Genomic DNA, 19062 nt, shown 5'->3' on the forward strand with positions numbered 1-19062 from the left:
CAGGGGCTGCGGAGTTTTTTCCCTGCATGTATAAACCTTGCCGCCCCGTGGGAAAATCATAATACAGCGTTACATAAAGACCGCTGCCGGTCCGCTGTAACGCCGTATTATCTTCCGGCGGAGTGTGAAATCACGTGGACAACAGTGTAGTCAAACGAGGCGATATTTTCTATGCCGACCTGAGCCCGGTGGTGGGCAGCGAACAGGGGGGCGTGCGCCCGGTGCTGATCGTGCAGAACGACACCGGAAACCGGCACAGCCCTACTGTCATTGCCGCCGCCATCACCTCCCAGACCGGCAAGGCGCGCCTGCCCACCCACATCTCCCTGGCCGCCATGAGCTGCGGCCTGCCCAAGGACTCGGTGGTCCTGCTGGAGCAGATCCGCACCCTGGATAAGCGCCGCCTGCGGGAGCACATGGGCCGGGTGGACGAAACGATGATGAAGCAGGTAGACACGGCCATCGCGGTGAGCTTTGGCCTTCATCCAGACACGATGGTATAAAAGTGCGCCCGTCCCGGAACTCTGGGGCGGCGCGGAACACGAAGGCGTTCCCCCATGGCCCGGCCCCGGCCGGGCTGCGGGGGAGCAGAAAAGGAGTACATAGGATGAAGCAGAACAAGAAATGGAGCATGCGGATCGCCTCCTTCTGCCTGGCCGGTGCCTGCCTCTGCGGCGGCGCGGTCCTGGCGGCGGGGGGAGATGAGTCCGACCCCCTGGTCACCCTCAGCTATCTCACCCAGACAGTCACCCCCAATATCCTCAAGCAGGTGGACGAGCAGGCGGCCAAGCGGCAGAGTGAGCTGCTGGCTCAGCTCAATACCGCCATCGCGGACTATAAGATGGCAGTGGAGGGCGGCGGGGCCTCCGGGGGGACCAGTGCCTCCTACTCCGTGGTCACTCTCACCTCCGGGCAGACGCTGGCCATGGGGGTGGGATGCGAGGTAATGCTGCGGGTGGGCACCGCCACCCTGGCGGCCAACACGGACCCGGGGCTGATCGACGTAAGTACCGGGGGGACGCTGAACAACGGCGGCGCGCTGACCGCCAACCACCTTTACATGGCCACCATCGCGGACCGGACAGTCCAGGCCACCGCCGCCACCGTCAAGCTGCTGGTGCGGGGAGAGTACACCGTCTCCTGAGACTGGAGCACAGACAGAGGGCCCGGCATGTCTCTTTGACATGCCGGGCCCTTTCTGATATGATCGAAGCAGAGAGAACGGAAAGCCCCGGAGACGGGAGAGTCAGAGAGTGGAGGCGCATTTTCCCCGCGGAGGGGGACGCCGGTAGAGAGGAGAGAACGTATCTATGGCTGTTAAAATGCTTCTGATTGCTATATTGATCGCTGTGCTGATGACGCTCTTCAGTGGGATCTACCCGGGCTCTGCCCTGTATGGTTGGCTGGACCAAAACGGTCTGAACTTCGTATGGGCCGGACTGACAGCGGGGATCATAGCCGCCTGCCTGCTCCTGTACCGCCGGAGGAAAAAGTGATCGTATTATGAGTATGAAAGACAAGGCCCCTTTTTATAAAAGGGGCCTTCCATGAAACAAAACTTGGAATTCCTTGCGGAGCACCCCTGTATGGCAGCGAAAGGCCGGACCTCTGCCTGAATGTGAGTGAGCTGCTGGAGCTGATCCAATGACTCCTTGGGAAACCGCATAGCGGCGGCCTCTTTCGCGGATGCCGGACAGCGGTTCCGGGCCGGTCAGGAGGTTGCGCCTTCCTCGTCTTCCTCCTGCACACCGCCCTGGCACACGCCGGCGGAGGAGGCTGGGGAGATGGCGTTCCGGCCGTACTTAGCCCGAATCTGGTCCAGCGTCCGGTCCAGGCGTTCCAGGCGGTCCCGCCTGGGGGCGTCTGCCTGGCCCAGCAGGTCCAGCTGGACGCCAGCCTGGTCCTCGGAGATCAGATAGAGGGCGGTCACTGTCAGGGCACGGACGGGACTGTCCATGTTCCAGCAGCCCTCCGCCAGGGAGACGACGGCCTGGGACAGCTCCCGGGCCAGGCAGGTGGGGGGCTCCAGCCGGCGCTGGCGGCTGATATCCCGGAAATCCGGGTCCCGGATGGCCAGAGAGACGCCGGCAGCCTTCATCCCTGCCCGGCGCAGGCGGACGGCCACCCGGTCGGACAGCATGGCGATGCCGGAACAGATCTCCTCCCGGCCGGACAAGCTGCGGGGGAAGGTAAGGCCGTTGCCAATGGACTTGGGTGCGTTCTCCTGACAGGCGGAAGAGACGGGACTGCGGTCCAGCCCGTTGGCGTAGGCATGGAGCTGCCTGCCGTGGCGCCCCAGCAGGGAGAACAGGGCTTCCCGGTCAAACCGGGCCAGATCGCCGATGGTCCGCACCCCGAACCGCTTCAGGGTGTCTGCCGCAGCCCGGCCCACATAGAGCAGGTCGGTCACCGGCAGAGGCCAGACCAGGGCACGAAAGTTATCCGGCGAGATCAGGGTGACGGCGTCCGGTTTTTTGTAGTCGCTGCCCAGCTTGGCAAACACCTTGTTGAAGGAGACTCCCACCGAGATGGTCAGGCCCAGCTCCCCCCGCACCCGGCGGCGGAGCTGGTGGGCCAGGGCCAGGGGGTCCCCGCCGAAGAGGTGGAGAGAGCCAGTGACGTCCAGCCAGCTCTCGTCGATGCCGAAGGGTTCCACCAGATCGGTGTACTCCTGATAGAGCTGGTTTACCTGGCGGGAGAACTCCCGGTACTTGTCGTGGTGGGCGGGAAGGAGAACCAGCCTGGGACACTTTTTCCGGGCCTGCCAGATGGTCTCCGCGGTCTTGATACCGAAGGCCTTGGCAGGCTCGTTTTTTGCAAGGATGATGCCGTGGCGGCTGGCCGGGTCGCCGCACACCGCCACTGGGAGGTGGCGCAGCTCCGGGTGGTCCAACAGCTCCACCGAGGCGTAAAAGCTGTTCAGATCACAGTGAAAGATGACACGGTCCACCGGGCGCTCCCCCCTTATTAGGATGTCCTTATTATATCCCTTTGGGCCATGAAAGTCAAACCTTTGTTCGATTCCTCTTGACGGAGCGATCTGGATATGCTATGGTGAAAATAGGAAAGGAGGTGGGGAGATGGAGTATCTTCCGGCTAAACATCTGCTCCACCGCAGCCGGGACACCCGGTGGTTCGGGACGGATCACACCATGAATATCTATCGGGGGTGCTGCCACGGGTGCCTGTACTGCGACAGCCGCAGTGCCTGCTATCAAACCCCGGACTTTGATACGGTAAAGGCCAAGGCAGACGCCCTGCGCATCCTGCGGGACGACTTGGCACGGAAGGTCCGGCCCGCCTTCATCGCTACCGGGGCCATGAGCGACCCCTACAACCCCTTTGAGGCGTCCCTCCAGCTGACCCGACACGCCCTGGAGCTGATCGACGCCTACCAGTGCGGGGCGGCCATTGCGACCAAGAGCGACTTGATCGTCCGGGACGGGGACATTTTGTACTCCATCGCCCGGCACTCGCCGGTGATCTGCAAGCTCACCATCACCACCACGGATGACGCCCTGGCGGCCCGGCTGGAGCCCGGGGCGCCCTCCCCCTCCCGGCGGCTGGCCGCTCTCCGGGAGCTGGCGGACCGGGGACTGTTTGCCGGGGTGCTCCTGATGCCGGTACTGCCCTTCCTGGAGGACACGGAAGAGAATGTGCTGGAGGTGGTGGAGCGGGCGGCGGAGGCAGGGGCATCTTTTGTCTACCCAGCCCTCGGCGTGACCATGCGGGAGGGCCAGCGGGAGTATTTCCTACAGGGGCTGGAGGACGCCTTCCCCGGGCAGGGGCTGCGGGCCCGCTACCTCCGGCGGTACGGGGACCGGTATTGGTGCGCCAGCCCCAGGGCCAGACGGCTGTGGGAGGTGTTCTCTCGCAGGTGCGGTCAGTTGGGCATGCGGTACCGTATGGAGCAGATCGTCTCCGCAGCCACCCGGGACTATGGGGACCGGCAGCTGAGCTTTTTTTGACGGAAAATACAGAAAAGGAGCGGGACAGATGAAATATACGGCAGTGGTGCTCTCTGTGGCGGATGTCAAGGCCGCCAGAGGATTTTATGAGGATCTGTTCGGATTGGAGGTCTGCCAGGACTATGGGATCAACGTATCCTTTACCTGCGGGCTCTCCCTCCAGCAGGAGTTTGACTGGCTGGTGGGGCTGCAGAAGGAGCGGATCGGGAAAAAGAGCAACAACATGGAGCTTTGCTTTGAGACGGAGGACCTGGACCATTTTCTGGAGCAGCTGAGACGATACCCCGGGGCAGAGCGCCTGGGGGACGTGGTGGAGCACGGCTGGGGACAGCGGGTGGTCCGCTTTTATGATTTGGACGGGCACCTGGTGGAGGTGGGGGAGGACATGGGCATGGTGGTCCGGCGTTTCCTCCGCAGCGGGATGACCATGGAAGAAGTGTCCGACAGGATGGATGTCTCCATGGGGGACCTGGAGAAGCTGCTGGAGAGAGACACCGGCGGCCACTCCTGAGCGTTCCGGCCGGAATGAAAAGCCATTGACGAACCGCTGCCTGGGCCTTACAATGGCGGTGCGGGAATAAAAACACATCATGGTTGGTAGTCCATGAGCGGGCCGCGCTCCCGTCAGTAGCCCTCCCTCCCGGGTCGTCCGTTTCCCGACACAAGTGTTTGGGAGGAATCGAATATGGACCGGAACGTGAGCAGCTTTACGGTGTGCTTTCAGCCCCCCTTCTGGGTGGGGATCGCGGAGCGGTGGACGGCGGACGGCTATGAGGCCGCCCGGGTAGTCTTTGGACCAGAGCCCTCCGACGCCCAGATCTACCAGTGGCTGGGGGTGGAGTGGCACAAGCTGCGGTTCAGTCCTGCCGCTCCGGGGGAGCGGGCCAGAGTCCGGCCGGAAAACCCAAAGCGTGTCCGGCGGGAGGCCAGAAAGACCCTGGAGGGCTCCGGAGCTGGCACCAGAGCCCAGCAGGCCCTGGCCAGAGAGCGGGAGCAGGCGGGAGAACGGCTCCGCCGGGAGCGGCGGCAGCGCCGCCTCCAGTCGGAGGAGGAGCGGTTCCGTCTGCGCCAGCAGAAAAAGCGCGAAAAAAAGAGGGGGCGGTGACGCCCCGGGACCGGAGGGCCGCGGGAGATCTCCCGCGGCCCTCCGGCATGAAAATAGGTGAAATGACATATGAGAAGTTTCAATAGACCCATTCGCGTCAATAATACATGTGCAAAATAGACAGGAGTGACGGGAAAATCTTTGTCAGATATGGAGAAGATTTTTTCTCCCTTGAGAGTTTTTGTAGGGATTTGAAGCGGGGCTGGTATCCTGTGCCTATCCGGAGCAGAAAGAAGACGCGCTCCGGCCATTCTAGGAGAGAAAAGGAGACAGAGAGATGACCATTGAACTGAATGTCCTCCAGACGACAGGGCTGGCCATGCTGCTGTTCGTGCTGGGCCGCTTTATCGTGAACCACGTGGGATTCCTGCGGCGCTGCTGCATCCCGGCCCCCGTGGTGGGAGGGCTGATCTTCGCCATTTTCCACCTGGTGGTCCATCAGACGGGACTGCTCACCCTGACCTTTGACGAGACGCTGAAAAATGTGTTCATGATCTGGTTCTTCACCAGTGTAGGGTACGGGGCCAGCTTCAAGGTGCTGCGCAGGGGCGCGGGACCGGTGCTGGTGTTCCTGCTGCTGGCCACCGTCATGATCACGATGCAGAACTTTGTGGGCGTAGGCTTCGCCCAGCTGTTCGGCTTGGATGACCCCCGGCTGGGCCTGTGCATGGGCTCCATTCCCCTGGTGGGCGGCCACGGCACTTCCGGCTCCTTCGGGCCCCAGTTCGAGGCGGCTGGTGTGGCGGGAGCCGAGGTGGTGGCCATCGCCTGCGCTACCTACGGCCTGGTGTCCGGCAGCCTGATGGGCGGCCCCATCGCCCGGGCGAAGATCAAAAAGTATGGTCTGCACTCCTCCGTGAAGGCGGAGGCCGTGGAGACCGTGGAGACGGTGCAGGAGCCCAGCCCGGCCAAGGACCAGGGCGCGGACAGCATCCTGAAGGCATTCATCCTGCTGATCATTGCCGCCGGCATCGGCACCTATATCAATGCCTACTTTGACGGCAAGATCACCCTGCCCACCTATATGGGCGCCATGATCGTGGCGTTGATCATTCGCAATGTCAGCGACTGGCGGAAGATCGAGCTGCCCATGCACGCCATCGACATCAGCGGAAATGTCTGCCTGAATATCTTCCTGGCCATCGCCCTGATGACCCTGAAGCTGTGGGAGCTGGCGGCCTTGGCGGTGCCCATGATCGTCACCCTGCTGGTGCAGACCCTCATCATGTTCCTGTTCGCCTCCTTCATAGTATTCCGGGTCATGGGACGGGACTATGAGGCGGCCTGCATGACCACCGCTTTCTGCGGCTTCGGCATGGGCGCGACCCCCAACGCCATGGCCAACATGCTCAGCGTCACCGGCCAGTATGGCCCCGCGCCCAAGGCGTTCTTCGTGGTGCCTATTGTGGGAGGCATGTTTGTGGACTTCACCAATACCGCCGTCCTCTCCGTGTTCCTGAATTTCCTGCCCAAATGAGGGCAGACCAAAAGCTCCCACCGCCTGCGGGCGGTGGGAGCTTTGCCGCTTTTTCGAGAAAGATGCAGTCTGCCGCGGACAAACCCCACACTGGCAGCCTGAGCAGTGTTTTCCCCGACACGCATGTCGCCGGGGAAAACGGATCAGAACTGGATTCACGCCTGCGGGAGCGAACTCTGCGAGGCTTTTTCCGTGGGAGGCCGACGGCTATGATCTGGGCGGGGGTCAGTCCGGCCCGTTCTGCCGGGCGGCGGCCAGGCGCTCCGTCTCTTTTTTTCGCTTCTTGGCCAGATATCGGTCCTCCTCGCTGAACACACAGCCGCAGTATTTCTGCATATAGAAGCCGTGGTCCCGGGCAAACTGCTGCCCCTCCCGGAAGAGGGGGCGGAAATCCCGGTACAGGAATTCCACGCCGTACTCCCCGCCCATGGCCCGGGCCACGGCGCAGATGGCCTCGTGGTTCTGGTAGGGGCTGATGAGCAGGGAGGTGGTGAAGCTGTCAAAGCCGTGCTCGGCGGCATAGCGGGCGGTCTCCTCCATCCGCACCCGATAGCAGTAGGCGCAGCGGCCGTCGATGTTGTCGGCTACATGCTGGACGAACTGGCGCAGGCCGTAGTCATTGACTACCACCAGAGGGAGGGAGATCTCCCTGGCGTAGTCCTCCAGGCAGGTTTTTCGGCTGCGGTACTCGGTATAGGGGTGGATATTGGGATTGTACCAGAAGCCGGCCAGCTCGATGCCCTCCTCCCGCAGGGCGGCGATGGGGCGGTTGGCGCAGGGGGCGCAGCAGATATGCATCAGCGTCTTCATGTCAGTCTCCTTGTTCTGGGTTGAGGATCTGGACGGGGACGCCCTGACGCATGGCGTAGGCCAGGGTCTGGGCGGTTCCGCCCTTGGGCACGCCGTCATAGACCGACAGCACCAGGGCAGAGCGGTCCACCATATAGCGGTTCCGCCGCTGCATACAGAAGCGGTCATAGCGGTGCTGGACCAGAGTCTCGAAGTCGCACTGGTCCAGAATGGCCTGATACCGGTGCCGTTCTGCCTCAGGCCAGGCGTCGGCCTGACTCTCGCAGGGGCGGGCGGCCTCCAGGGTGACGCCGGAGCGGCACAGGCGCAGGGCCAGCACCGCCTCCGCAAAGTACAGGTCCGTCCCCCGGGCCATGCCGCAGATGAAGTGGCGCATCCCCTGGGCGTAGGCTCCCTCCACCGCCTGGGTCAGACGGCGCTTCAGCGTCAGACAGCGGGGGTCCGACTCCCGGCTGCCCCAGGGTAGCTTGTCCGGGCGGTGCCCGGTGAAGCAGCAGGTGGTGGCGCGGTCCACGGGGCATCCCTCCCAGCAGTTTTTTTCTATTGTAATCTGAATAGGGAGGATTGTCAACGGAGATAGAAAATTTGTTCGAGGCACTCAGCTGAAAAAGTCCCGCACCGCATCAGCCGCTGCCAGGCCGTTGGAGGCCAGCGCCGGATGCGCCCCATGGTCGAATAGGCACATCCTGGCCTGGGGCAGGATCTCCAGAATATGCTGGTATTCCGCCTCCAGATCTTTCCGGCACATGACGTCCTCCCGGCTGCCCATCAGCAGTAGGGGGGCCTGCAGCTCCTCCAGGGGCCTGGAGAAAAGGGGGAGGCCCTCCCGGGCGCACCGGACCAGAGATCGGGTGTCCCGGTCCACAACTTCCTCCCAGTCCGCGCCCTGGCACCACTGGTAAAACTGACGCGCCTGGTGGGACGCTTTGGCTGCGGCCCGCTCCTCCAGCAGCTCCCGGTCAAAGCCGCGGTGAAGGGTGCGGCCATCAAAGCTGTCGGCCACGATCCCCCGCACCAGATCAGGGTGCTCCAGCCCCGCGTTCAGGGCGGCCCAGGCACCGCCGCTGGTCCCCACCAGAAAGACGGGACCAAGGCCCAGGTGCCTGATCAGAGCGGCGGCCTGCCTGCCCTGGTCGATCCAGAGCTGGGGTGGAAGCTCCGGCATCCGCTGAGAGCGCCCGCTGCCCAAAAAATCAAGCAGGATACAGCGAAAGCGGGGGGTATAGAAGGGGAGCAGAAACTGAAACATCTGGGAAGAGGCGGTGTTCCCGTGGAGGAACAGGAGGGGAGGACCCACACCGGAGCAGGTGTAGAAGCAGCGCTTCCCCTGATAGAAAAAATAGGGCAAAGGAAAGCACCTCCTTAATTCGGATCGGAGCAGAGGGGGAAGACGGCGGAAAGGCGCGGCGGTGCGGTCAGCCGCGGCAGCGGGACGAGGCGAAGGCGAGGATCAAAGAGGGAAGGATAGAGGCGATCAAGGGGCCCCATTGGGTGGACCAGGAGGTGAGGGAGAGGGGGACCCAAACGATGCCCAGGCAGATGCAGGCGGCGGAAAATAGGAGCTGCCGCCTCCGAGAGTGGTGCTGGGGGACATAGGGGTACAGATGGAGAGCCCAGGCAACGCCCTGCCAGAGATTATACAGGCCCAGCAGAAAGACAGAGGGGGTGACCACAGGCAGGAGACGGAAGATGCACGCGAGAAAACCAGCCAGAGTGAGGAAGACATAGGCACCCCAGTAGATCCATTTTTTCATGCCGCGATCCATGTCAGAGACCTCCTTGTCCGCCCGGTGCCGGATGGCAGACAGCTCATCCGGGCTTTGTCAACAGTATAGCACAGGGACGTCCCGTGTTCCATGCTTTTTCTTGCCGAAATGGCGGGGCGGGGCCCGCGAGAAGAGAATCGCCGGCGGGCTCAGGCCCGCCGGCGGAGGGATGGGGGAGCGGAGCGCTCAGGGGGCAGCGGGGCCCAGCAGCACCGGCTGGAGCTGGCGGCCCTCCAGGGCGGCCTGGGCGGCGTCAGCCACCAGGGAGAAGTCGGCCACCAGGGAGGCGGGCTTCCCCTCCGGGTCGTCCTGCCGGAAGGGGACCAGATAGATGTACTTCCGGGCCATCAGCTGCCCCAGGTTCCGGGCCGAGGCGGCCAGCCCGTCGTTGGTAGAGGGAGCCAGCAGGATGGGGCGGCAGTTGCGCAGGTGGGCCTTGGCGGCCAGGGTGACGGTGGTGTCGGCGATGCCGCAGGCCAGCTTGCCCAGGGTGCTGCCGGTGCAGGGGGCGATGATCAGCAGGTCCAGCAGGCCCTTGGGGCCGATGGGCTCCGCCTCCTTCTGGGTGGCGATCACCCGGTGGTCGCAGATGCGCTCCATCTCCCGCATCAGGTCGTGGGCGGTGCCAAACCGGGTGTCGGTGTCTGCCACCACCTCAGAGACGATGGGGATGACATGGTCATACCGGGCCTTCACCGCCTCCAGGGCCTCCATGGCCCTGTGGTGGGTGCAGAAGGAGCCGCACACCGCGAATCCCACAGTTTTATGTTCCATATTGCAGCCTTCCTTTCTAGATATCACACGTCCAGCTCGTGGAGCATGTTGTAGATGGTGCTCCGAATGGCGCCGCCAGCGGTGACAGGGGCCACCTTGCCGGGGAGGGACAGGGCCCAGATCACCTGACGTCCCAGGCGGTCGGCGGCCTTGCGGTCCACCCCGCCGGGCTTGGAGGCCAGGTCGATGATGAGGCAGTCGGGCCGCAGATCTTTCAGTTCCGTCTCCCCCAGTACCGGGGCGGGGACGGTGTTGACCACCAGATCGTAGCCGCACAGCCAGCCGTCCAGACCGCCGATCTGCTCTGCGCCGTAGCCCTCGCTCTCCGCCAGAGCCAGCTGCTCATACCGCCGGGCGGCCACGCTGACCCGGGCTCCCAGGGCGGCGAAGCGCCGGGCCGCGGCCTGCCCAACCCGGCCGAAGCCGGTGATGAGCACCCGAGCCCCGTGGATGGTGACAGGCATCTGCTCCATAGCCAGCTGGACCGCCCCCTCCGCCGTGGGGACTGCGTTGGCCACCGCCAGCTCCTCCCGGGCGAAGTAGTCCCGAAGGATCAGCCCCCGGGCGTCAGCCATAGCGGCGGAGACCGGGTCTACCCGGCCGCCACACAGGATCTGGGGGGGTGAGAGGGCATCCAGCAGAGAGGCCAGGGGAAGGGCAGAGCGGGTAAGGGGGGTGTTGACCATCCCCTCGGCCCCGGCCACCGGGAGAGGGAGGACCACGCAGTCTGCCCGGCCGATCCCGTCCAGCGAGTCGGCCAGGGTCAGGTTTTCCGTGGGCGTGACCACGCTGCCGCTCAGGGCGTAAGTATGGACGCGGTGGCCGTCCTCCGCCAGCAGGCGGGCCAGACAGGCTTGGCGCAGGTCCCCGCCCAGCACCCAGAAATTCAGTTCACGTTTCATGGCGTCAGCCTCCATTCTTTGCTGGTTCAGTCTATGACGGGGGAGAAAAGGGGGTTCCGGGGCCGGAGAGTGGCTGTCAGGGCCCACTTGCTGGGAAAGTAAAAAATGCGGAGCGGGGCGCGGCATTTTCCGTGGGCTTTCCGGGGGATTTTCTTTGCAATGCGGGGGTATTTTGCTATAATATACTATCTATCGGTATGGACAGATCGAAAATCTTCCGACATCCACGGGGGAGGGACCGCTCTCCCGCGGAGGCGAGGTGTGTGTTTGTACTTAAAAGCATTGGAGACCAGCACCTGCGCGCTGTGTCCATTTTACCCAGGCCGCCCGTCTGGCGCTCAGCGTTCTTCAGGAGGGGCGGACATTATCATCCAACAGATGGCGAGGCGCAGGAAATCACCGAAACGATGAAAGCCGCCGATCAAATGACATGGAGCGGTAAGATGAACAATATCCGAGCCGGTGCAATGGAAGTTGTAGACAAGGAGATCATATACACATAAAGTGAAGTGACAGCGGAGCAATGCCCCTTTTATCGTATTTCTGAGGTGTTGGCTCACCCGACCCGATTTCTGGTGGCTGACAGCAGATGCAGAAATCCTATATGCTCTGACGCCAGACCGCATGGGGCCATGCCTGATTATCCCTGTTTGTTGAGTGTGGTATGCAGCCCATAAGCCGGTGCGTCTTTACTGGAAGGGCTGAGATAACAGTTCTTGGAAGAGACTGTATTTAAAAACTGATGCCAGCTATCCACATACCGCTCATACTGAGAGCGCTGCGTGTGTGTTTTGCCATGCCAGGTGCATTCCTGCGCCGTATAAAACTGGTTCCAGTAGTGATTTATAGAAACACCCCAGCGGGGTATCTTGGGATGTGGTTGCCCAGTCCTTGCGGTGGATTCTGTCAGGCCCAAAGCGCACAGTACCTAAACCCGCAGTTCCCCGACTTCACAGACTGTTCTGTAGACGGATTATATGAGTGTGCCGCCCTGACCCAGTGGTTCTGGAGTCAGGCAGAAGAGGCTGGAGGGCGCTTTGACCGCCGCAATGGCTGCCCCAATTACCAGAAGACGTTGCGGGCGGTGCGGAGGGACTGAGCAAAACTATGATCTGATGGAATTGATACAGTCTTCTCTCATCAAATCCGTCAGTGCTGACGGCTTTGAGAGAGCCAGTCACAAAATACAGATTTCAGTCTGAGACAGAAAAATGGAATAAATAAAAAGTTACCGAGAACCGCAGCTCCGGGGTTCTCGGTAACTTTTTATTTGCTTTCATTTTTGAAAACTATTCTGCGACAGAGCCTTTTCTTTTGAAGCTGTCAATCGACCTGCTGGGGAAAGGCTCCGGAGGAGAAGGGCATGAAAGAAAACCATCTGGCTCTTTTCTGCAGAGTGAGTAAAAGGAGCCGAACATCCCTCACCTTTTGCTGTGCTTATTCTGACAGTGATACAGTGCTGAAGTTTGCGATTTGCTGCTCCATGGCAGTGAGACAAACGCATTGTTTCGCTCTTAACGACGGGCTGGATCATTTTTCTTCAAATATTTCGACACTGTACTATACAGCAGATCCATCTCAACAGGCTTCGAGATGTGAGCGTTCATTCCGGCCTCCAAAGCGTCACGCACATCCTGAGCAAACGCATTTGCCGTCATCGCAAAGATGGGGATGGATGCTGCGTCTGGATGAGCGAGCTTCCGAATTTCTCTCGCTGCCTCATAGCCATTCATCACCGGCATCTGTATGTCCATGAAAATTGCATCGTATGTCCCCGGCTCAGACTGATTGAACTCGTTGACCGCCTGAAGGCCGTCACACCTAAGTGTAAATGTGGCTCCCCACATCTGTAGCAGTTCTCCCAGTATCTCAGAATTGATCTCATTATCCTCTACCAGCAGGAAATGATAGCCGGACAAGTCGCCAGACTCCACCTCAACGGGCACATCCCGGGAGTACTGTTCCTGCTCAGAGGGAATGTCAAATTCCAGTTCGACCTCAAACTTTGTCCCTTGACCAAGCTTGCTTTCCACTTGGATCGTACCGCCCATCAAATCGACCAGTCCCTTGGTGATGCTCAATCCCAGGCCGGTCCCTTCCACCTTGGAGACCCTTTTGCTCCGGTTAAATGGTTCAAACAGTCGGTTGAGGAATTCATCTCTGATGCCGATTCCGGTATCCTGAACTGTGAACCGGTAGCGTACATATCCCTGTCTCTCTGCATTGATCTCCTCAACACGGAAGATGACCATTCCACCCTCCAATGTGAATTTGAATGCATTGCTCAGAAGATTGATCAAGATCTGCTTGATTCTCAGTGCATCGCCGGTAAATTTGATGTGCTGGAACACACTCGTCTCAATTTTGAAGCACAGGCCTATGTTTTCCGCCTGAGAGGTCATAATAGAGGATATATTTCCGATCAGCTCCTCAATATGGATCGTTTGAAGGTTCAGATGTATTTTAGACTGTTCGATCTGGCTCATATCCAGAATGTCATTGATCAGGCTGAGTAAATGCTGGGATGACACAGAGATCTTGTACAGATAATCCTTCAGTTTGTCGGTGTTATCCAGGTTCGCAAGGGCCAAGGTCGTCATACCAACGATCGCATTCATGGGCGTACGGATGTCGTGGCTCATCGAGGAGAGGAAATCACTTTTCACCTTACTCGCGTTTTCCGCTTCGCGCAGTGCTCTTTCGAGCTCTTCCTTTGCCTTTCGCTCCGCGTTCAAGACGTCCGTTACATCCGCCCGGATGAAGCAGACCCGTCCAAGCCGCAGATCGATGGCCGAAATGTGCATTTTTTTCGTTCGGATCTCACCGGCGGCATTGTACACAGAAAAGATGAAGGAGTAGCTTCCCTGCTCTTTTAACCGTTCCAGCATCGTGGCAGGATCCAGCATCTTTTCTACATATCCCTCTTCGCCCCAGTCTTCCACAAGCGTCTCTCCCACGACTTTCCGGATGCGCTCAGAATTACAGCCTGTCATCTCAGGGATATTGTCATCTCCACCGCTCACGATCTCATATTGGTCGGTAAGAAGATCCACATCCGCCACCAAGTCATATTTCGTAGAGGACAGCGTTAAAAATATCTTATCTCGTATCGTCTCCTTCGTGATGTCCGTCACAGTCAGGATACCAGTAATATCTCCTGTATCCGGCATCTCTACTAAACGCACCTTAAATTGGACATATCTTCCGGCACGCTGCTTCGGGAGGTCGATAAAGCAGGGCATGACGATTTCTCTGTCGCCGGCGGCATAGGCTCTTTGAGACGGTTCGTTCAAATATTTGGAGTAAAAGGTCTTTCGCTCCTCCTGATCGACGATCAGGGTCCCCAGCCCTGTGAAAAAATTTTCCCGCTCCGAACCAAACAGAGAAAGAAGGTCGGAGTCTGTGTGGTCCACGATCTCAAGGATCTGATTTTTTGTAATGTTACAGTGTCCAAGAATCAAAGCATCCGGTCCAGCCAACTGATAGTGCTGGTGTATCTGCTCCTGATACTGCTGGCGCAGCTGCTCCTTGACCTTTTTTTCTGCGGTCACATCGTGATAATCGGCATAGACCCTTACACAGTCGCCGTCGCACTGAATGACAGACACCTTGGTCTTGACCCAGATGTACTCCCCGTTTCCCTTTTGCAGGCGATACTCAAGCTCATATTTCTCGCGTTTTTCGCTGATACAGCGATCCAGATTCTCACGAACGAACGCCTGATCGTCCGGATGCACGCCGGCAAGGGCGCTCTCCTGATACATGGCCCAGGCGTCCTCATGGCGCATACCCAGCATTTCTGAAAAGCCTTCTGAGAGATACTCCGGTTTGATGCTTCCGTCTACATCATGTCGGATCACGGCCATGCCGCCGGGAAGATATTTCACCGCAGTCTGAAAATACTGCTCCAGCCGCTCCTTTGCCCTGCGTTCTTTCAGTTCCTCAGTCGTATCGCGTACATATTTGATGTACGCCGGGGTCCCATTCCAGTCTGTTACCCGGGTCCTCGTCGTATAGGTCCTTCCGTTCAGTTCGTGGACTTCCACACCTTCCGATTGTGCAGACGCGCCTGAATACAGGGAGCAGAACTCACATGGTTCTGTTCTGCCGTGCAGCACCTCGTAGCATTTCCCGGCTGGGAAGGCGCTCTGTGCTCCGCCCCTGGATTTCAGGCTGTTGGCATACAGGAGGTCGTAGTTTTCCGAATCGATCACATAAATATCGTCCGCCGATTCACTGACAATGTGCTGAAACAGCTGGACCTCCGGAGATAGTCCGGAGAACAGCACCTGGAACTCCTCTCCCACCATCCATCCCACTAGATGACACCAGATCTGACGCCCGCCCTTGCTTTTCAGCCAGAAATGCGTGCTGAGCTCTGTATGCTCTTCCCGCGCCACGCGCAAGGCTTGTTCCACCTGCTCCCGGTCGCACTCGCAAACGATCTGCAGGGCGTTTCCACGGGTAAGCGCTTCAAATTCCGACCGATCGCCGCAGATCAGCTTTACAAGCGTATCAGAGCAATACTGAAACACAAATTTGTCCGTGGACCCGTCATAGACAGCAAGGCCTCCGTGGAGCGCATCGATCCCTCTGTTTTGATTCTGATTCATAAACGATCCTTCCTGCCTCTCAGTTTTCACGTCGGATGTGGAGTTTTTCAATGCGCATACCTCTGGACACAGAGCCACGCGCATCGTCTTTTTGTCGACCTGCTTACCGGCCGCTGAACCCACAGGAAAGCGTCAAAGGGAGGCTCACGGCAGGACCTCGTTGAATACCTGGTCGATCCGGCTGTGCAGCGTCTGCAAGGTCTTTTGTAAGTGCTGGTTCTCCGCTTTCAGATCCTGGATAAACAGCTGGCGCTTGATCTTCAGCCGCAGCAGCTCTGCATTCACAGGCTTCTGAAGAAAGTCTGACGCTCCGTTGGTAAAGCCCTCCAGTTCAATATCCACGCCCTCCAGGCTGGTCAGGAAGATCACGGATATATTGGACCAGTTTTCAAATTTTTTCAGCACCTTGAGCAGGTCCATGCCGCTGACGCCCGGCATCACCATATCCAGCAGGATCAGATTCAAATCTGGCGAACGCTGAAGCTCGCCCAGGGCCTCTACTCCAGTATTGGCGCTGACCACCTCAAATTCTGGCTCCAGCAGAGCCTTGACGATGGCCACACTGGTCACATCGTCGTCTACGATCATGATTTTTTTCATCCGCGTTCCTTCTTTCAACCGGTTTGTTCCGCTAGGAACTGGGTGATGCTCTGGGTGACCCTGCGGTACTCCAGGGTAAGTTGGCGTTGATAAGTTGTCAGCTCACTAGGGGGCACAGCGGTTCTGATCTGCTCCAGATATTCGGCACACAGCTGGCGCAGCGGCTCGATACCCAGATTAGCAGTCAGGCCCTTCAACGTGTGAACATGGCGCTCCAACGCCTTCATGTCACGAATGTCATAGGCATGGGCCAGGGCGCTGAAGGTCGGGTCCTGTGGAAATTTCAGGATAAAGCGCCTCAAAATCGACTCCATTCCTCCCAATCTGGCCACAGTTGCCGGTGCATCTACCCCGATTCGCTCCAGCAGTTCATGAAATTCCATACAGTGTCACTCGCTTTCTAACAATCGAGCTGCGCTCTCTTCGCAGAGCATTTGAACCCGATGTCTGCTCACAGTTTGTCTTTATCTAATTGTAACAGTATTTTTACGATCTGTATAGATAGGAAATCTCAAATTCTACAAAAAGTTACAGTATGTCTACAAGGGAGGAGACGAGATTGTTCTGCATAAAAAATGATCCGGCCCTGTACGGAAGCGCACTCCACAGATCTAACTTAAGAGTATGGCATTGATAATTGAACAAGATATACCGGCCAAAGGCAAAAGGAGTATTGATTTTCAGATAAAATTATGTTGCACATATATCACCTATCACCGAGCTCATTTGCGCTTCTGATGATCTTAAGACAGTACAATATCTGGAAGGTCATGAAAACAGCAAAATAACAGCGGACTTTGCATTAAGGTGAAGTACAGTAAACCACATCATTTCCCTCGCGTTTACCGGAGAATGTTATAATTGATGTAAGCACCGAATGACCGTGAGGCTGTGCGGTGTGTTTTGCTGTCAGCCTTTCGGGTAAGCCTCCACGATACATCCCTCCATCTCCCGGTTGTGTCCCAGCACCCTGCGGAGCTTGGCCTCATCCAGCAGGCCGATGGAGCTGACGGTACGGAGGAGTTGGTTCGGGATGTTCCTGCTGCTGCGAACTTCCTAGACCAGCGTTGGCATATCAACAGGAGGGGCTTCCTAGATGGCATCGCGGTTGATGCACTGCCGGATGAACCGCTTATGGGAGCCTCGCCTGCTGCTGTACTGGTCATTGAGACGGGAGAGCTCCTTGTTAGACGGACAGATGACGATCTGGTTGCTCGCCTCAAAAGATATGGCACCCAAGGATATGCAGGAGCTGCTGGACAAGGCAGCCTGCGGGGAGTAAAAGTGTTCCCCTGTTTCAGCCTGTAAGGTCAAAAACAAGGGAAACTATATAAGACTCAAACATTGATATTATAAGCGATTATCGCTCACTATGGGGATTTAAAACTGACTCTGCCTGGCTCAGACGATAACAAACAAATATTCGGTCCGGTCCTGGGGCTGAGATTCTAATTGATAGGCTCGCAATTTTGGACGCAAAGTGCGCGCTGGCGCCGACTTTTACAACAGAGACGTTCCTCCATGAACTTTTGATGCGAAATGTCAATGACCATGCCAGTGAGAAGCATGTCCCCTTGCTGCTCGGAAAAGGAGCCATTCATCAACAGCCATACGACCTCCCCATCGGGACGAACTACACGATATTCTAAGCTGATCGTTGACTCCCTCTGTTTTATGGCGTTACGCAGCCGCTGCTCAATCCAGGGAATATCCGAGGGATGTACCAAGTGGATCGCTTGGTTATTTAATTTGTTGCGGAATGTCTCCCTTGTAAAGCCATGCAGAGCATAGTAGTGATCGTTCGCATAGATCAAGGTAAGATCCCGATCCGTTCTGGCACGGAAAATTCCGCCCATCGGACATTGAACGATGGACTCCAATTCAGCCTGCGCCTCCATTTGACCGGTGATGTCCAAGCATAGGCTGACCAGTACTGATGCGCCATTGGGTAAGACCGTCTGTACTCCTGTCTCTTTTACCCAGATATAGCCTTTGCCTCTGCACAGCATTCTATATGCCGTTGTATAGTTATTTCCAACGAGAAGGGCCTGTGCGATCTCTGCCTTTACATTTTCGCGGTCCTCTGGCCGAAGGCAATTGATCATGGCTTTCCCGACAGCGGCGATGAGATCCCTCTGGCTTGGATAATTCAAAAGAGACAGCATCTGTTCATCAATGTAATAGAGGGGGAAGCCCGGAGCATTATAAGTAATCATAATACCGCCGAACATACATTTGCTCAGCAAATCCAGCATTGCTTTTTCTATACAATGCTCAAGCTGTCTCTTCTCGTCAGGTTTATAAACGAAGCACTGCGAAGGGGCTGGCATTTTCAGATCACTCTTCATTCCCACATAACTCTCCCATATACATATTGAATAGGGCTCTCCTTACACTGCTGTTTTTTGAGAGACGGCACTTAATGCAGCCTGCCGGATCGTAGAGGTCAAAACTTTCATCTCAGCAAGGATCTCGTTGTATATCTCCGCACGGCATACGGACATATTATTGCATAAAGCTGTCTCTCTCTGATGTGAGTCCTGTTTCCACCGCAGAAACAAGACTTTGAGTTGATTGAAGCTTTGGGTATTGACGGGGTCCAGATAATGCCCCGCCAATTTCGAATCCCCGCGTGTCAGGGCACCCTCAAAAGCGTAGCGTATCCCGCGCTCTACCTGTGCGAAACTGGCTCCGTTCTGCTTGGCTATCTTTGCGTATAACGCACAGATCTTTCCGGAAAAATAGTAGGGATCTTTATCCATGAGTTCTAAAGCATCGTGAATATATATAAACCCTTTTGTATTGACCGGAATCCCTGCGCGCAGCAGAGTATCCGCGATTTCATCGTATATCATAATAAATATCCTTTCAATGATAGATTGCCCAGCCATTCCTATGGGGGCCACGTACATTTCCTGGTTGACAAGCGCTGTCTTTTGCTTTAAGTATTATCGATATACTTAAATACGCCGTTCGTGGTACATATGTCCATGTAACACGTTCAGCACCCTTAGCTTACAACAAATATCTTTGAAAGCCGACCAATT

21 protein-coding genes are annotated in these 19062 nt (G+C 57.8%); 9 read left to right on the forward strand and 12 right to left on the reverse strand.

The window, feature by feature from the left end:
• Positions 1-134 precede the first annotated feature (134 nt).
• The 3 genes from BN1969_RS07890 (at position 135) to BN1969_RS07900 (ending at position 1496) form a co-directional block, all read left to right on the forward strand.
• Complete coding sequence (locus BN1969_RS07890; protein ID WP_050623800.1) at positions 135-503, forward strand: type II toxin-antitoxin system PemK/MazF family toxin; 369 nt, start codon at positions 135-137, stop codon at positions 501-503.
• 104 nt (positions 504-607) lie between these two features.
• Positions 608-1144, forward strand: a complete 537-nt coding sequence (locus BN1969_RS07895; RefSeq protein ID WP_050623801.1) for a hypothetical protein — start codon at positions 608-610, stop codon at positions 1142-1144.
• Between the two features lie 166 nt (positions 1145-1310).
• A complete protein-coding gene (locus BN1969_RS07900; protein WP_050623802.1) occupies positions 1311-1496 on the forward strand; it encodes an LPXTG cell wall anchor domain-containing protein in 186 nt (61 codons plus the stop codon).
• A gap of 215 nt (positions 1497-1711) precedes the next feature.
• Here BN1969_RS07900 and dinB read toward each other — a convergent pair whose 3' ends face one another.
• A complete protein-coding gene (gene dinB, locus BN1969_RS07905) occupies positions 1712-2950 on the reverse strand; it encodes a DNA polymerase IV (protein ID WP_050623803.1) in 1239 nt (412 codons plus the stop codon).
• Between the two features lie 130 nt (positions 2951-3080).
• Here dinB and BN1969_RS07910 point away from each other — a divergent pair, with 130 nt between their 5' ends.
• From BN1969_RS07910 to gltS, 4 genes are all read left to right on the forward strand, one after another.
• Positions 3081-3968 (forward strand): SPL family radical SAM protein, encoded by an 888-nt coding sequence (locus tag BN1969_RS07910; RefSeq protein ID WP_050623804.1) that lies wholly within the window; start codon positions 3081-3083, stop codon positions 3966-3968.
• A gap of 28 nt (positions 3969-3996) precedes the next feature.
• Positions 3997-4479, forward strand: a complete 483-nt coding sequence (locus BN1969_RS07915; RefSeq protein ID WP_050623805.1) for a VOC family protein — start codon at positions 3997-3999, stop codon at positions 4477-4479.
• 174 nt (positions 4480-4653) lie between these two features.
• Complete coding sequence (locus tag BN1969_RS07920; protein WP_050623806.1) at positions 4654-5073, forward strand: YjdF family protein; 420 nt, start codon at positions 4654-4656, stop codon at positions 5071-5073.
• A gap of 277 nt (positions 5074-5350) precedes the next feature.
• Positions 5351-6550 (forward strand): sodium/glutamate symporter, encoded by a 1200-nt coding sequence (gene gltS, locus BN1969_RS07925; protein ID WP_050623807.1) that lies wholly within the window; start codon positions 5351-5353, stop codon positions 6548-6550.
• A 225-nt stretch (positions 6551-6775) separates the two neighbouring features.
• Here the strand turns inward: gltS and BN1969_RS07930 are convergent, their stop codons facing one another.
• The 6 genes from BN1969_RS07930 to BN1969_RS17090 form a co-directional block, all read right to left on the reverse strand.
• Positions 6776-7360: an epoxyqueuosine reductase QueH gene (locus BN1969_RS07930; RefSeq protein ID WP_050623808.1), complete on the reverse strand. Its 585-nt coding sequence runs from the start codon at positions 7358-7360 to the stop codon at positions 6776-6778.
• Between the two features lies 1 nt (position 7361).
• Positions 7362-7874 carry an SLOG family protein gene (locus BN1969_RS07935; RefSeq protein WP_050623809.1) on the reverse strand — a complete coding sequence of 171 codons (513 nt, stop codon included), beginning with the start codon at positions 7872-7874 and terminating at the stop codon, positions 7362-7364.
• An 84-nt stretch (positions 7875-7958) separates the two neighbouring features.
• Positions 7959-8708: an alpha/beta fold hydrolase gene (locus BN1969_RS07940; protein ID WP_050623810.1), complete on the reverse strand. Its 750-nt coding sequence runs from the start codon at positions 8706-8708 to the stop codon at positions 7959-7961.
• A gap of 67 nt (positions 8709-8775) precedes the next feature.
• Positions 8776-9126: a hypothetical protein gene (locus BN1969_RS07945; protein WP_050623811.1), complete on the reverse strand. Its 351-nt coding sequence runs from the start codon at positions 9124-9126 to the stop codon at positions 8776-8778.
• Positions 9127-9312: 186 nt separating this feature from the next.
• On the reverse strand, positions 9313-9900 hold the full coding sequence (locus BN1969_RS07950; protein WP_050623812.1) for a dipicolinate synthase subunit B: 588 nt from the start codon (positions 9898-9900) through the stop codon (positions 9313-9315).
• A 23-nt stretch (positions 9901-9923) separates the two neighbouring features.
• Positions 9924-10802 carry a dipicolinate synthase subunit DpsA gene (locus BN1969_RS17090; RefSeq protein WP_077138730.1) on the reverse strand — a complete coding sequence of 293 codons (879 nt, stop codon included), beginning with the start codon at positions 10800-10802 and terminating at the stop codon, positions 9924-9926.
• Between the two features lie 263 nt (positions 10803-11065).
• On the opposite strand from BN1969_RS17090, the gene BN1969_RS07960 reads away from it, so the two are divergent.
• Complete coding sequence (locus BN1969_RS07960) at positions 11066-11305, forward strand: TnpV protein (protein WP_050623813.1); 240 nt, start codon at positions 11066-11068, stop codon at positions 11303-11305.
• A 1011-nt stretch (positions 11306-12316) separates the two neighbouring features.
• On the opposite strand, the gene BN1969_RS07965 is transcribed toward BN1969_RS07960, so the two are convergent.
• The 3 genes from BN1969_RS07965 to BN1969_RS07975 all read right to left on the reverse strand — a co-directional run bounded on the left by BN1969_RS07965 (position 12317) and on the right by BN1969_RS07975 (position 16398).
• The gene (locus tag BN1969_RS07965) at positions 12317-15415 is read right to left on the reverse strand and encodes a PAS domain-containing hybrid sensor histidine kinase/response regulator (protein WP_050623814.1); all 3099 of its coding nucleotides are present in this window, start codon (positions 15413-15415) and stop codon (positions 12317-12319) included.
• A gap of 144 nt (positions 15416-15559) precedes the next feature.
• Positions 15560-16015 carry a response regulator gene (locus BN1969_RS07970; protein WP_050623815.1) on the reverse strand — a complete coding sequence of 152 codons (456 nt, stop codon included), beginning with the start codon at positions 16013-16015 and terminating at the stop codon, positions 15560-15562.
• Between the two features lie 14 nt (positions 16016-16029).
• A complete protein-coding gene (locus BN1969_RS07975) occupies positions 16030-16398 on the reverse strand; it encodes an Hpt domain-containing protein (RefSeq protein WP_050623816.1) in 369 nt (122 codons plus the stop codon).
• Positions 16399-17111: 713 nt separating this feature from the next.
• Here BN1969_RS07975 and BN1969_RS07980 point away from each other — a divergent pair.
• Positions 17112-17297 carry a hypothetical protein gene (locus BN1969_RS07980; protein ID WP_050623817.1) on the forward strand — a complete coding sequence of 62 codons (186 nt, stop codon included), beginning with the start codon at positions 17112-17114 and terminating at the stop codon, positions 17295-17297.
• Positions 17298-17463: 166 nt separating this feature from the next.
• Here the strand turns inward: BN1969_RS07980 and BN1969_RS07985 are convergent, their stop codons facing one another.
• Both BN1969_RS07985 and BN1969_RS07990 read right to left on the reverse strand, forming a co-directional pair.
• On the reverse strand, positions 17464-18363 hold the full coding sequence (locus BN1969_RS07985) for a PAS domain-containing protein (protein ID WP_050623818.1): 900 nt from the start codon (positions 18361-18363) through the stop codon (positions 17464-17466).
• A 42-nt stretch (positions 18364-18405) separates the two neighbouring features.
• Positions 18406-18870, reverse strand: a complete 465-nt coding sequence (locus tag BN1969_RS07990) for a sporulation initiation factor Spo0A C-terminal domain-containing protein (protein ID WP_187120337.1) — start codon at positions 18868-18870, stop codon at positions 18406-18408.
• Positions 18871-19062 lie beyond the last annotated feature (192 nt).

It is taken from the genome of Clostridium phoceensis, from assembly GCF_001244495.1.
In the GTDB taxonomy this organism is placed as follows: Bacteria; Bacillota; Clostridia; order Oscillospirales; family Oscillospiraceae; genus Lawsonibacter; species Lawsonibacter asaccharolyticus.